Source organism: Rhizobium herbae (assembly GCF_017873135.1).
Taxonomy (GTDB): Bacteria; Pseudomonadota; Alphaproteobacteria; order Rhizobiales; family Rhizobiaceae; genus Pararhizobium; species Pararhizobium herbae.
The window spans coordinates 23,520-36,891 of the sequence record NZ_JAGGJV010000003.1; the positions used below are offsets into that span (position 1 = coordinate 23,520).

General features: G+C 61.1%; 14 protein-coding genes. 9 read left to right on the plus strand and 5 right to left on the minus strand.

The genetic code is table 11. From position 1 onward, the window contains the following. Nucleotides 1–55: 55 nt before the first annotated feature. Nucleotides 56–220 (minus strand): hypothetical protein, encoded by a 165-nt coding sequence (locus J2Z75_RS08950; RefSeq protein ID WP_209850773.1) that lies wholly within the window; start codon nucleotides 218–220, stop codon nucleotides 56–58. A gap of 106 nt (nucleotides 221–326) precedes the next feature. On the opposite strand from J2Z75_RS08950, the gene J2Z75_RS08955 reads away from it, so the two are divergent. Both J2Z75_RS08955 and J2Z75_RS08960 read left to right on the plus strand, forming a co-directional pair. Next, the gene (locus J2Z75_RS08955; RefSeq protein WP_209850776.1) at nucleotides 327–518 is read left to right on the plus strand and encodes a hypothetical protein; all 192 of its coding nucleotides are present in this window, start codon (nucleotides 327–329) and stop codon (nucleotides 516–518) included. 154 nt (nucleotides 519–672) lie between these two features. Next, a complete protein-coding gene (locus J2Z75_RS08960) occupies nucleotides 673–1,152 on the plus strand; it encodes a hypothetical protein (protein ID WP_209850779.1) in 480 nt (159 codons plus the stop codon). A 43-nt stretch (nucleotides 1,153–1,195) separates the two neighbouring features. On the opposite strand, the gene J2Z75_RS08965 is transcribed toward J2Z75_RS08960, so the two are convergent. Next, nucleotides 1,196–2,479: a cystathionine gamma-synthase family protein gene (locus tag J2Z75_RS08965; RefSeq protein WP_209850784.1), complete on the minus strand. Its 1,284-nt coding sequence runs from the start codon at nucleotides 2,477–2,479 to the stop codon at nucleotides 1,196–1,198. Nucleotides 2,480–2,862: 383 nt separating this feature from the next. Here J2Z75_RS08965 and J2Z75_RS08970 point away from each other — a divergent pair, with 383 nt between their 5' ends. Beyond that, nucleotides 2,863–3,288 (plus strand): hypothetical protein, encoded by a 426-nt coding sequence (locus tag J2Z75_RS08970; RefSeq protein WP_209850787.1) that lies wholly within the window; start codon nucleotides 2,863–2,865, stop codon nucleotides 3,286–3,288. Nucleotides 3,289–3,399: 111 nt separating this feature from the next. Beyond that, the gene (locus J2Z75_RS08975; protein ID WP_209850791.1) at nucleotides 3,400–3,792 is read left to right on the plus strand and encodes a hypothetical protein; all 393 of its coding nucleotides are present in this window, start codon (nucleotides 3,400–3,402) and stop codon (nucleotides 3,790–3,792) included. A gap of 53 nt (nucleotides 3,793–3,845) precedes the next feature. Here the strand turns inward: J2Z75_RS08975 and J2Z75_RS08980 are convergent, their stop codons facing one another. From J2Z75_RS08980 to J2Z75_RS08990, 3 genes are all read right to left on the minus strand, one after another. Further along, complete coding sequence (locus tag J2Z75_RS08980) at nucleotides 3,846–4,526, minus strand: response regulator (RefSeq protein WP_209850794.1); 681 nt, start codon at nucleotides 4,524–4,526, stop codon at nucleotides 3,846–3,848. Beyond that, nucleotides 4,523–5,911, minus strand: a complete 1,389-nt coding sequence (locus tag J2Z75_RS08985) for a sensor histidine kinase (protein WP_209850797.1) — start codon at nucleotides 5,909–5,911, stop codon at nucleotides 4,523–4,525. The genes J2Z75_RS08980 and J2Z75_RS08985 overlap by 4 nt, the downstream gene beginning before the upstream one ends. Before the next feature lie 114 nt (nucleotides 5,912–6,025). Further along, complete coding sequence (locus tag J2Z75_RS08990; protein WP_209850800.1) at nucleotides 6,026–7,759, minus strand: cation:proton antiporter domain-containing protein; 1,734 nt, start codon at nucleotides 7,757–7,759, stop codon at nucleotides 6,026–6,028. A 243-nt stretch (nucleotides 7,760–8,002) separates the two neighbouring features. Here J2Z75_RS08990 and J2Z75_RS08995 point away from each other — a divergent pair, with 243 nt between their 5' ends. The 5 genes from J2Z75_RS08995 to J2Z75_RS09015 all read left to right on the plus strand — a co-directional run bounded on the left by J2Z75_RS08995 (nucleotide 8,003) and on the right by J2Z75_RS09015 (nucleotide 13,370). Beyond that, complete coding sequence (locus J2Z75_RS08995) at nucleotides 8,003–8,590, plus strand: ANTAR domain-containing response regulator (RefSeq protein ID WP_209850803.1); 588 nt, start codon at nucleotides 8,003–8,005, stop codon at nucleotides 8,588–8,590. 49 nt (nucleotides 8,591–8,639) lie between these two features. Continuing rightward, complete coding sequence (locus tag J2Z75_RS09000) at nucleotides 8,640–9,941, plus strand: CmpA/NrtA family ABC transporter substrate-binding protein (RefSeq protein ID WP_209850806.1); 1,302 nt, start codon at nucleotides 8,640–8,642, stop codon at nucleotides 9,939–9,941. Nucleotides 9,942–10,305: 364 nt separating this feature from the next. Next, the gene (locus J2Z75_RS09005) at nucleotides 10,306–11,604 is read left to right on the plus strand and encodes a CmpA/NrtA family ABC transporter substrate-binding protein (protein ID WP_209850809.1); all 1,299 of its coding nucleotides are present in this window, start codon (nucleotides 10,306–10,308) and stop codon (nucleotides 11,602–11,604) included. A gap of 64 nt (nucleotides 11,605–11,668) precedes the next feature. Continuing rightward, nucleotides 11,669–12,562 carry a nitrate ABC transporter permease gene (gene ntrB / locus J2Z75_RS09010; RefSeq protein ID WP_209850812.1) on the plus strand — a complete coding sequence of 298 codons (894 nt, stop codon included), beginning with the start codon at nucleotides 11,669–11,671 and terminating at the stop codon, nucleotides 12,560–12,562. A gap of 10 nt (nucleotides 12,563–12,572) precedes the next feature. After that, nucleotides 12,573–13,370: an ABC transporter ATP-binding protein gene (locus J2Z75_RS09015; RefSeq protein WP_209850815.1), complete on the plus strand. Its 798-nt coding sequence runs from the start codon at nucleotides 12,573–12,575 to the stop codon at nucleotides 13,368–13,370. Nucleotides 13,371–13,372: the final 2 nt, after the last annotated feature.

The following is a 13,372-nucleotide window of genomic DNA, read 5'->3' on the forward strand; positions in this document are numbered from 1 at the left end:
CGAGGCGCACAAGGGGCACGCGCCTGCCCCTTGATACCGACGCTTCAGCGACGGATTAGTAGCTCACCCGAACGCCACCGGGATCGGAAGCACCGAAGTCCGGGACTGGGCCATAGCCCTGATATTGCGCATAGGTGGTGTTGTTTCCGCCGGTGCTTGCACATCCCGAAAGGGCCAAAAGCGCCATTGCCGCAACTACCATCAAGGATCTCAGTGGCATGGTTTTCTCCTGTCGAGGGGACTGGCCAGACAGCCGAACAGTCCGACCGCGATCCTTCCCCAAATCGTCTTCAATGGCAAGTAGGGCCATCTTCCGGAAAGGCGAGATGATGAACAGCGAAGCAAACACCGGTTTCAAAAAGAAACATCGTGCGTGGCAGCCGGCGGATGGTCCGGCCAAAGAAAAAGGCCGGGTGAAAACCCGACCTCTCCGACCCGTCTCGACAACAGCTGCCAGTACATCCGTGGTCAACCGCTGGAAACGAATTCCATGGGCCCAATATGGCAACGGAATGTAACTGTTTCAAGACAAAAGGAAAATTTCTCGCCGTTTGCAAATGTTCAAAATTCGCCCCGACGGATCGGTGAATAGGTGCCCGCTCTTTTTGAGCGGTATATCTCGACAATAAAAAATTAATCATGCAATCTCAGGTTTTATCGAAGGAGGGCTCCATGATTTCACTGACACTTCCCAACGGGGTATCAGTCCAGATCGAACCTGCAGATGTACTAAGGATACGTCATGAAGTTCCTGACCTTTATGCCGGTTGCAATACACGTATCGATACGACAAAAATTTTTCGGGTGATTGAGAATGCGTCAGCCGTTGCTGACATGGTTCGACCTTTTCTCCCGACCATGAGAGAACTGAAACTGCCCGGTGGGCAGCCAGTTTGGTTCAACGCAAAAATGGCAGAAGGCCCGGTATACATGGGGCCACTTGAACGAGCCCGAGGCAATATATCAGGCTTCCGCTTCGGCAAGGACCTAACCTATGTCGGCAGCAGTGCCCAAGAAGTGGCTGATGCAATTGCATCCGCCGGCGGGCAACCGGGGCCGATATTGCCCGACGGATTTATGACCACAGTCGTCCAGACTTTTAAGAACTGGATGACGCCCATGAATGACTGGGACAAGCCACCCACTCAGTAAAACCGCTTTTTTTGATCCTTGGATTCGGCGAAAAAAGTCAACTTCATGCCGCATCCAGGGCGATCGTCAGGTCGGCAATCAGATCGTCCGGATGTTCGATGCCGATCGACAGGCGGATGGTCGATTCCAGCACGCCGATCCGTTGACGGACCTCCAGCGGAACACCGGAGTGGGTCATGGTGGCCGGGTGGCTGGCGAGCGATTCCGTACCGCCGAGGCTGACGGCCAGCTTGAAGATCTGCAGCGCGTTGAGGAACTTGAAGGAGGCCGGCTGCCCGCCGCGAATATCGAAGGAGAATGTCGAGCCCGCGCCTGTGCACTGTGCCGCAAAGGTCTTTCCAAGCGGCGACTGCGGATCGTGGTAGGGCAGATAGTGGATGCCGTCGACCTTCGGATGCTCGCGCAGGAAGTTGGCGACTTCGAGCGCGTTGTTGTTGGCCTTTTCCATGCGGATCGACAATGTTTCCAGCGAGCGTCCGAGCATCCAGCAGGAATGCGGATCAAGCTGCGTGCCGATTGCGCCGCGCAGCGCCTTGACCTGCTTCATTACCGCCTTGCCCCCAAGGGCAGCACCGGCGATCAGATCGGAATGGCCGCCGACATATTTGGTCAGCGAATAGAGCGAAATGTCGGCGCCATGCTCGATCGGCCGCTGGAAAACGGGACCGAGCAGCGTGTTGTCGCAGGCGACGATCGGCGTATGCCCCTGTTTCCGGCCGATTGCATCGGCGATCCTGCGGATCATCGCGACATCGACGAGACTATTGGTGGGATTGGCCGGCGTTTCGATCAGGATCATCGAGACCCGCCCCTTCGCCACGGCCTCATCCGCCGCGCCCTGCACCGATGCCTCGTTGACGCCGTCGGCAAACCCGACGGCCGCGACGCCCATGTTGAGGAAGGTCTTTGCCAGGAGCGTTTCCGTGCCGCCATAGAGCGGCTGCGAATGCAGGATGGCATCGCCCGGCCGCACGAAGGCAAGCAGCGTGGTGGCAATCGCCGACATGCCGGAGGAAAACAGAACGCAGCTTTCCGTGCGCTCGTAAACCGCCAGACGGTCCTCGACGATCTCGCTGTTGGGGTGATTGAAGCGGGAATAGACCAGCCCTGCCCCGGTGCCCGCAGGCGGCTCGCGGCGGCCGGAGACGAAATCGAAGAAATCGCGCCCCTCTTCCGCCGATTTGAAGACGAAAGTCGACGTCAGGAACACCGGTGGCTTGACCGCCCCTTCCGAGAGTTCCGGATCGTAGCCATAGTTCAGCATCTGCGTTTCGGGATGCAGTTTGTGATTGCCGATATGTGTCTTGGAGGGATGGGGAGCGGTCATGACAGTCTCCGGCTTTTGCTGTGAGGTAGAGCAGCTTACATCAACTTCGATTGCTGCATCTTGCCAATCTTCATGCGTTTTCGGCCAAAAATTGCGCCGCGACGAATGAGGGTGGACCACCCCGGCCCACAGGGATTCGGCGTTCGCCGGAGGAACCGCAACAAACGCCCCAGGCCAACTTGCCACCGGTGATCCATATCCCTGACGGGCATCTCCGGCCAGGGTACGGCCGCCATCGGACTTAGGTCCCTGCCACACCCTTAAAGGTCTGAGGGCCGTTCCTCTCCCGCATTTCGTATGTGCATGGTAGCGTCATGAGAAGCCAATACGGGTTCTCAAACCAGCCTTCGACCAGCGTAGAAGGCCCAATGAGGAGCAAGAAGATGTCCATTACCAAACATGCCCTGCGTTCTGTGATCGTGCTTGCCGCACTCTTTTCCGGCGCGTCCGCCAACGCGGCATTGAACGGCAGCATCGGCGCGACAGACAGTTCCACCGCACGCCTCCATCAGAACCTTGATGTTCTTGCCAAGAAGGGCGCCGACGACCGCCCCGGTCACAACCGTCGCGGCCGCGGCCGTGATGATGGACCCAACCACGCGTTTCTGCTCAAACTGGATGATGTGCAGGTTGCACGCCGGGGTGCCGACGATCGCCCGGGCCATATCCGCCATGGCCGAGGTGCCGACGATGCGACCACCGGCCATAACCGCAGGGGACGCGGATCCGACGATGCAGTCGGGCATGACCGCCAGGGGCATGGTTCGGATGACGCGCCGGGCGACGATCACGGCGGTCGCCGGAGCTGAATTCTGCAAGCCCGGCACGCCCGATTTTCCAGCCGGCAAGGCAGGAATGGAGAAACGGCCGACGCGTCCTTGGAGGACGCGTCGGTAAACTGATTTCGAGAGGCCCACGCAATGGTCAGCAACCGCCGACTTACTCTTGCAACAGCCAGAGCGCTTGTTATCGCCACGGGTGTTCTTGCCTCCTTGCTTGTCGCCCCGCAGCTTGCCCTGGCGGACAGGGGAAGCTCGCACGGAGAGCATTCCGGCGATTCGGATTCGGGAGGCCACGGATCGGATGATTCCGGAGACTCCGGCTCGTCCTCTCACGGCGGAAGCGACGGGGATGACGACAGGTCCGGCAGCGGGGGCAAGGACGGCAACGAGCCCGGTCGGGAAGACAGCCGGCGATCCTATGAAGGCGGCTGGCGAGCGCAAATCAAGAACGGTCGCTATGAGGTTTTCGATCCGGCGGGGCGCCTGGTTATCCGCCGGAAGGCCAAGAGTTCGGACTATGGCAAGTTCTGACCGGCTCTGGCCAGAACTCCGACCAGAACTCCGGCCAGCCGGCGCAATCACTCTCAGGACCTGTTGCGTGCATCCCGCAAAAGCATGGCGGCCTCGGTCCTGTTGCGAACCTTCAACTTCTGCAGGATCCTGGTCATGTGATGCTTGATGGTTTTTTCCTGCAGGGCGATCTGGCGGGCGACTTCCTTGTTGCTGTTGCCGTCAGCCACCAGCCGCAGAATTTCCTCCTCCCGACGTGTCAGGCTCGACAACGGGTCTTCGCTCCGCCCCGCATCGACAGCTGATTCCAACGGTCGAGAAGAACCGCCTGTCCGCAGCTCGGCCAGAATACGGGCGGCAAGCGTCGGCGAAACGTAACTTTCTCCGGCAACCGCGCCCCGGACGACCTCGATCAGCGTCGAGGCGCCGACACCCTTGAGAACATAGCCGCGCGCGCCGGCGCGCAGGGCCTGCAACACATCGTCATCCGCCTCGGATGCCGTCAGCACGATGATCTTCGCCTCGGGCGACTGCTCCAGAATGGTTCGCAGCGCATGCTGACCGCCTCCCGGCATGGACAGATCGAGCAGAATGACATCCGGCTTCAGATCCCGGTCGAGCTGGATCGCATTGTCCGCCGAAGCCCCCTCGCCGCACACCAGAAGATCCGCGTGCTCGGAGAGGCTTCTGGAAACGCCCTCCCGGAACATCGGATGGTCATCGATCACGAGTATGCGTGTTGGTCCGTCCGTCATGGCATCATGGTCCCCGGCAGCCGCATGGTCAGTCGCGTGCCCTGCCCAGGGCCGGAAGCGATATCGAGGCTTCCGCCGAGACCGGCGATTCTTTCTTCAAGGCCGAGCAATCCGAGCCCGTCGACCGCATTTGACGGGTCGAAGCCCGGGCCCTTGTCGATGACGCAAATTTCGATCCCGCCATCGCGCGCCGCGGCATTGACCCGCTGGCCGACGCCTCCGGCGTGGCGCGCAGCATTGTTGAGCGTTTCCTGGACGAACCGGTAGACGCAGATCTTCTCGGCCTGTGAAAGGTTGGGAAGATCGGGATCGCACTCGACCACGACCTGTGTCGCCGTGCGGCTTTCATGCGCCGCGATCGCGCGCTTCAACACCTCGCCGACGGGCAGGTCCTCCAGTTCGGGCAATGTCAGGCCCCGGCAGATATTGCGGATATCGCGCATCGCTTCATCGAGAGCGCCCTTGACCCGTTGGCTATCTTGGCTCGAAGCATTGCCATCGATGATCGAGCCGAGCCGCAAGGAGGCGAATGCCAGCAACTGTGCCGGTCCATCGTGAAGTTCCGCCGAAATCCGCCTGAGATACCGCTCGTTCAGATCCGCCGTGCGGTGGGTCGCCTGATCGACGCGACGGCGCAACGCCCGATTCTGATCCAGCAACTTCGACAGCGTTTCCACCTTTTCGTTCAAGGCGGCACGCTGCGATGTGATCAGGCGGCTGCCCCGCGCCACGATGCCGAAGAGAAGCGCCAGCATGGCAAGCGTCACGACGCCGACGACAAGCCAGCTTTGCACCCGCGCCCTGGTCAATTCGGTCCGCAGGTCGTGTCCGTCCTCGTAAAACTCGGCAACGGCAATGATATCGCCGGACCAAGGCTCCCGGATCGGGCTGTAGATCTCAAGCAGCGGTATACCGCTTTGGCGTTCCGTCTCGTTTTCCGGCCCCACAAGATGGTCGAACTCGGCATGAATCTTTCCGGCCTTCGCAGCCTCCAATCCTTCCGTCATGGCAAATTGCTTGCCGACGATATTCTCTTCATTGCTAAAGACGATCGTACCGTCGGGCTTCCAGATCTTGAAGGCGAACATCGTCTTGCTCAGCACGCCCTGGCTCAAGGTTTCGTTGAGGGCAAGGCGAGCCCCTTCCCCGAGCGTGCTTGACGTCGCCAGTTCCTGCGTCAGCGGAGCGATGATGCTGTCAACGTAAAGTGCCGTGGCCGCGGCCGCATTGTGGGTAACCGCGTCCTCGATCCGTCCGCTGACCCAAAAGCCTATGGCGCCCATGCCGAAAAGAAGCACACCGGCTGCCGCGATCGCGAACTGTCTGGCAAGGCTGAGCCCTTTGACACGTGATGGCAATATCTCGGCATTCACTGCGCTGTCCATAACGACTCATAGCGTGTTTTAAGACATGGAAGAAGCCGGACCAATGGCCATTGGCCCATGGACCAAAGTCGGATGAACCGGCTCAAGCCGCGAGGTCAGATCGCTCGCGACACCTCAATCCACCGCATCGCTGCCGACGTCCCGCGACACGTTCATCTGCTTCCTCTCGCGGGCCATGTCGCTGACGGCGGCGCGCAGCCGCGGGTGCCGGGCCATGAAGATGTTGAAGTCACGCCGGTCGAGTTTCAGGAACTGGCAGAAATCCACCGCGATCACGTCGGCGGTGCGCAATCCGCCGCTGAGCAGGGCCATTTCGCCGAAGAAGGCGCCCGCTTCAAGCAGGATCGCCTTGCCCGGCAACCTGACCTCGGCGGCACCGGCGGCAATGAAATACATGGCGTCGCCGCGCTCGCCGACGCGGATCACCTTGTCGCCCGGCGAGGCCGATGCCGGCCGGAACAGCAGCAGGAGCTCTTCGAGAGCATGCTCGTTGACCTCGGAAAATAACGGGAAGGTGCTGACCAGCTGCTGTTTTTTCAGCTGCTGCTGACTTTCCTTTTCTTCAACCTTCGCCTTGACGATATCGAGCTGGCGGCCGAGTGCGGTCAATTTTTGCTCACCGTAGTAGGGCATCGTGCGCGCGAGCCGGGCTTTCAGTTTCCCAGCCGCCCAGAACATCAGCGGATTGAGCGTGATCGAAAGGATCGCCCCGGCAAGGATAAGATCGTGTCCCTCCTGCGACAGGAGCCCAAGCGAAACGCCGAGGCCGGCGACGATGAACGAAAACTCGCCGATCTGCGCCAGGCTTGCACCGACGGTCAGCGCCATGGACAGGGGGTAACGCAAAAGCAGCACGAAACCGACGGCGATCAGCGATTTGCCGCAGGTGATCAACGCCACGATCGCGATCACGGCAAGCGGCTGCTGGATCAGGATCATCGGGTTGAACAGCATGCCGACGGAGACGAAGAACAACACGGAGAACGCGTTCTGCAACGGCAGCGAATCCGCCGCCGCCCTGTGGCTGAGATGGGACTCGCTCATGATGACGCCGGCAAAAAACGCCCCGAGCGCGAAGGATACGCCGAAAATCGTCGCCGAGCCAAAGGCAATGCCGAGCGCGATGGCAAGAACGGTCAGCGTAAACAGTTCGCGCGACCCGGTACGCGCGACCAGCGTCAGGAGCCACGGAACAAGCCGGGGACCGAGGACCACGGCCAGTGCGGCGAAAGCGCCAAGCTTGACGAGCGTCAGCACGATGGTCAAGGCGATGGACGTGCCGCCTGCACTCGGCGCGTGCCCTGCCGCTGCCCCCGGAGCACCCAAAATCTCCGCGACGATCGGCAGGAGGACAAGGGCCAGGACCATCGCCAGGTCCTCGACGATCAGCCAGCCGATCGCCACCCGCCCGTTGGGCGAGTTGACAAGGTTGCGCTCCTCCAGCGCTTTCAACAGAACGACGGTGCTGGCAACGGAAACGCTGAGGCCGAAGACAAGCCCGGCACCGAGGCTCCAGCCCCATAGCGAACATAGGCCGATGCCCAGCAGCGTCGCCAGGATGATCTGCCCGATGGCGCCGGGAATGGCGACGCCGCGAACGGCGATGAGGTCCGAAGCGGAGAAATGCAGGCCGACCCCGAACATCAGCAGGATGACGCCGATCTCAGCCAATTGTACGGCAAGGGCGCTGTCGGCCGTAAAACCCGGCGTAAACGGTCCCATCATGATGCCGGCAACCAGATATCCGACCAGAGGCGGCAGGCGGAGCCGGTCCGCGAAATAGCCAAAGATCGCAGCCAGCACGAAGCTGATCGCGACGGTCGCTACCAAAGCCATATCCTGATGCACGCTTTACTCCCGACCGCCCAAGCTCTTACCGCCATACACTGTTTTCCCCATCGTATGCTGTCGAAAGGCGTTCGATAAAGGGCTACATGAGGAAAACAGCGGTTTTTTCCCCGTCGGCGGTCACACCATCCCCGCGGAAACGTGGTATCATTGCATCTGCTTTCTGCCTAATTTTGATGCTCATGCAGAAACGCAATTATTTTGAGCATTGCCAAGTTTGTTGCACTGCGTCATCTATGCGCCATGGCTTATCTGGACCTCACAATTCTTGTCATCGATGAGAACGCGATCCGCGCTTCCATCATCGAGGAAGGATTGCGCGAGGCCGGGCACGCGAAGGTGACGGTCGTGCACGAGGTCAACGGCATCGCCCGCATCATCGAGACGCTGCAACCCGACGTGATCTTCATCGATCTGGAAAACCCGAACCGCGACATGATGGAGCACCTGTTCCAGCTGACGCGCACGGTCGGCCGGCCGATCGCCATGTTCGTCGACAGATCGGATACCGCATCCATCGAGGCGGCGGTCGATGCCGGCGTATCCGCCTACATCGTCGACGGCCTGAAGAAAGAGCGGGTCAAACCCATCCTCGACATGGCCGTCAGCCGGTTCAACGCCTTTTCGAGGCTGCAGCGGGAACTGGCCGACGCCAAGTCGGCGCTGGAGGAACGCAAGATCGTCGAGCGCGCCAAGGGCATCCTGATGAAGATGCGCGGCATTTCAGAAGAGCAGGCCTTTGCCCTGCTGCGCCAGACGGCCATGAACGAAAAGAAGAAGATGTCGGACATCGCCCAGAGCGTCGTCACGGCGGCTGGATTGCTGATGTGATGAGCAGGCACCAGTCGGACATCTTCCGGTGGGAGGCATTGGAGTGAATATGGTCACGAAAATCACGGATACGGCCAATGCTCCGCGCGGCGGCGATAGCCGCCTTGCCGCGCCCGCAGCACTGGCTGGCGAAGGCTCGCGGACCCTGCGCGCCGGCTTCATTCCGCTCGTCGATGCGTCCGTGCTGATCGCAGCCGCCGAATTCGGCTTCGCGCGGAAGGAAGGCATCGTTCTCGATCTGGTCAAGGATGTCTCCTGGGCCAATGTGCGCGACCGGCTCGCCTTCCGGCAGTTCGACATTGCCCACATGCTGTCGCCCATGCCGGTCGCCTCGATGCTGGGCCTGGGCTCCAATCCGTCACCGACGATAACCCCGTTTTCTCTCGGCGGCGGCGGCAATGCCATCACCCTATCGACGCGTCTCTATGCCCGCATGCGGCAAGAGGCATCCTTGACCGAAACGGCGAGCGCTCTGGAAAATGCACAGGCGCTGGCAAAGGTCATCCTCGGGATGAAGGCGCGCGGCGAGCCGCTGCCGACGCTTGGCGTCACGTATCCCTTCTCCTCGCACAACTACGAATTCCGCTTCTGGCTGGCAGCCGGCGGCATCGATCCGGATCGGGACGTCAAGCTCGTCGTCGTGCCGCCGCCGATGACGTCCGACGCGCTCGCCGCGGGCGCCATCGACGGCTTCTGCGTCGGCGCGCCGTGGAACATGGTCGCCTCCGAGCGCGGCGTCGGCCGCATCGTCGCCGCCAAGCAGGATATCTGGCCGTCCGCCCCGGAAAAGGTGATCGGCATGCGGCCGGAATGGGCCGAAACGCATCCGGAAACCGTCTCGCGGCTGATCGTTGCGCTGGATGCGGCCGCGCGCTGGTGCGACCGCCCGGAAAATCATGATGCATTATCGGAGGCGCTGGCCGAGACCCGTTACCTCGCGGCGCCCGTCGATATCATTCGTCGTGTGCTTGCCGGCGAATTCAATCTCGACGATCAAGGCAATCGCCGCGTCATCGATGGCTATTTCAAGTTTCATGACGGCTTTGCCAACTATCCGCGTCCGAGCCAGGCGCTGTGGATCTACAGCCAGATGATCCGCTGGGGCCAGACCGATCTTTCCTCCACCGGCATGACGGCGGCAGCGGCGGCCTATCGGCCCGATATCTATCGCCTGGCGCTTGGGGCGGACGCAGCACCTCTGCTGGACAACGATATTCGCGTCGAAGGCGACATGGATGGCGATCGGTTCATCGATGGGCAGGTTTTCGATCCGGCCCGGATCGCCGACTATATCGCCGGATTTGCCGTCAAAAGCATGACGCGCAGCGGGTCGCCCGCCGAGGAAAACTGACGGCGGCGAATTTTGCATTGCACAAAATTTCCCACTCGGAAATGAGAGAGCCGAAGCAGACGCTGAAATTTTTTGCACATGCAGGACATGATCAAAATTTACGCGCAGCCCTGAGATCGACGAAAATCCATTCAATTTCAAAGCGCTAATGTTTTCCCACAAAACTGGCACAGGCTTTGCATGAGTTAATTCGCTGCGGTCAATGGCGACCGCAGTAAGCCGAGCCCAAGACAGGCGCTCGCAGAGACATCGACGTCGCAAGGTTTTTGCAGTCCGGGAATCTTTTTCTCCCGAAGACGCAATCTCCGAGCGGCGTTTTTTATTGCCAAATTTCCGACCGGCCACTCTCAAGGGAACCTGCCTCATGAAAACGATTTTGAGCAACGGCATCACCCGTCGCAGCCTCCTGAAAACCACCGCAACCGCCGCGCTGTTTAGCGCCATCAAGACGGCTTTCCCGTCCGGCGCCTTTGCCGCCACGGCCGGCCCCGAAGTGACCGGCGTCAAGCTCGGCTATATCGCACTGACGGATTCGGCGTCGCTGATCATCGCCAAGGAAAAGGGCTTTTTCGAAAAGCACGGGCTGCCGGATGTCGAAGTCGCCAAGCAGGCCTCCTGGGGCGCGACCCGCGACAACCTTGTGCTCGGCGGCGCAGCCAACGGCATCGATGGCGCCCATATCCTCTCGCCGATGCCCTATCTGATGCACACCGGCAAGGTGACGCAGAACAATGTTCCCGTGCCGATGGCGATCCTCGCCCGCCTCAACTGTGACAGCCAGGCAATTTCGGTTGCCAAGGAATATGCCGATACCGGCGTCCAGCTCGATGCCTCCAAGCTCAAGGCAGCCTTTGAAAAGAAGAAGGCCGACGGCGGCGAAGTGAAGGTCGCGATGACCTTCCCGGGCGGCACGCATGACCTCTGGCTTCGCTACTGGCTGGCCGCCGGCGGCATCGATCCGGACAAGGACGTCTCGACCATCGTCGTGCCGCCGCCCCAGATGGTGGCCAACATGAAGGTCGGCAACATGGATGCCTTCTGTGTCGGCGAGCCGTGGAACGAACAGCTGGTCAACCAGGGCATCGGCTTTACCGCAGCCTCGACCGGAGAAATCTGGAAGGGTCACCCGGAAAAGGCATTGGGTATGCGCGCCGACTGGGTCGAAAAGAACCCGAACGCCGCCAAGGCGCTGATGATGGCCGTGATGGAAGCCCAGCAGTGGTGCGAAAGCATGGACAACAAGGACGAGATGGCGGCGATCGTCGGCAAGCGCCAATGGTTCAACGTCCCCGTAAAAGACATCATCGGCCGCCTGAAGGGCGACATCAATTACGGCAACGGCCGCGTCGTGCACGGCACCGACCTCTACATGAAGTTCTGGGCGAACGGCGCGTCCTATCCGTTCAAGAGCCACGATACCTGGTTCATGGCCGAGAACATCCGCTGGGGCAAGCTGGCGCCCGATACCGACATCAAGGCACTGGTCGACCAGGTGAACCGCGAGGACATCTGGAGGGCTGCCGCCGCCGACCTGGGCATTGCCGCCGCCGACATTCCGGCCACGACCTCGCGCGGCAAGGAAACCTTCTTCGACGGCAAGGTCTTCGATCCGGAAAATCCCTCCGCCTATCTCGACAGCCTGTCGATCAAGGCGGCGTCCTGATCAAAACAATCCCGGCGCATGACCGTTTGCGCCGGCTTTCCTCTTTACCTTCAGGAGATGTTCCATGCCCGCACTGGCCCGCACGGAAAAAATCGTGACCGCCGCACCGCCAAAGACAAGCGCAAGCATCGTCACCCTGCCGGGCCGGCCGGCCCCAAAATTCAAGCCGAAGCAAGTCGCGCTTGCGGTTGCGCGCAACGTCGTGCCGCCGCTGATCGTGCTGGCCGTCATTCTGGTGATCTGGCAGATACTCTGTTCGGGAGCGGGCGCCACACTGCCGCCGCCAACGCAGGTCTGGCAGGAGAGCTACGACCTGATCGCCTATCCCTTCTTCAACTACGGATCACAGGATATCGGCCTTGGCTGGCGGGTGCTGATCTCGCTGCAGCGCGTCGCCTATGGCTTCGGGTTTGCCGCCGTCGCCGGCATCCTGATCGGCGCCCTGATCGGCCAGTCGATCTGGGCGATGCGCGGTCTTGATCCGATCTTCCAGATCCTGCGCACCGTTCCGCCGCTCGCCTGGCTGCCGCTGTCGCTGGCCGCCTTCCAGGACTCGAACCCCTCGGCGATCTTCGTGATCTTCATCACCTCGATCTGGCCGGTGATCATCAACACCGCCGTCGGCGTCCGCAATATCCCGCAGGATTACCGCAACGTCGCCAAGGTGCTTTGCCTCAACCAGTTCGAATTCTTCTTCAAGATCATGCTGCCATCGGCCGCACCCTACATCTTCACCGGCCTTCGCATCGGCATCGGGCTGTCGTGGCTTGCCATCGTCGCCGCCGAAATGCTCACCGGCGGCGTCGGCATCGGCTTCTTCATCTGGGATGCGTGGAACTCGTCGCGCCTGCCCGACATCATCGTCGCGCTCGCCTATATCGGCGTCGTCGGCTTCATCCTCGACAAGCTGGTCTCAGCCGTCGGCACCATCGTCACCCGCGGCGCATCCGCCAACTGAGGATACTGTCATGAGCGCCTATCTGAAACTCGATCATATCGACAAGCATTTCGACCGGGGCGGCCAGCGCGCCGAGGTGCTGAAGGGCATCAACCTGACGATTGCCAAGGGCGAGTTCGTGTCGATCATCGGCCATTCCGGCTGCGGAAAATCGACACTGCTCAATCTCATCGCCGGCCTGACGCCGGTTTCGTCCGGGGCTGTGCTTCTGGAAAACCGCGAGGTCAACGCGCCCGGTCCGGAACGCGCCGTCGTGTTCCAGAACCACAGCCTGCTGCCCTGGCTGACGGTCTACGAAAACGTCAATCTCGCCGTCTCCAAGGTTTTCGGCAGGACCAAGAGCAAGACCGAGCGCCACGACTGGGTCATGGCCAATCTCGACCTCGTCCAGATGGCCCATGCCAAGGACAAGCGCCCATCCGAGATTTCCGGCGGCATGAAGCAGCGCGTCGGCATTGCCCGGGCGCTGGCCATGGAGCCGAAGATCCTCCTGCTCGACGAGCCTTTCGGCGCGCTCGATGCTCTGACCCGGGCTCATCTGCAGGATGCGGTGATGGAGATCCACCTTCGTCTCGGCAATACCATGCTGATGATCACCCACGACGTCGACGAGGCCGTGCTCTTGTCCGACCGGATCGTGATGATGACCAACGGTCCCGCGGCCTGCATCGGCGAAGTGCTCGACGTGCCGATCGTCCGGCCGCGCAACCGCATCGAGCTTGCCTCGGACCGGACCTATCTCAAATGCCGCGAGGCCGTGCTGAAGTTCCTCTACGAACGGCACCGCTTCGTCGAAGCCGCGGAGTGACC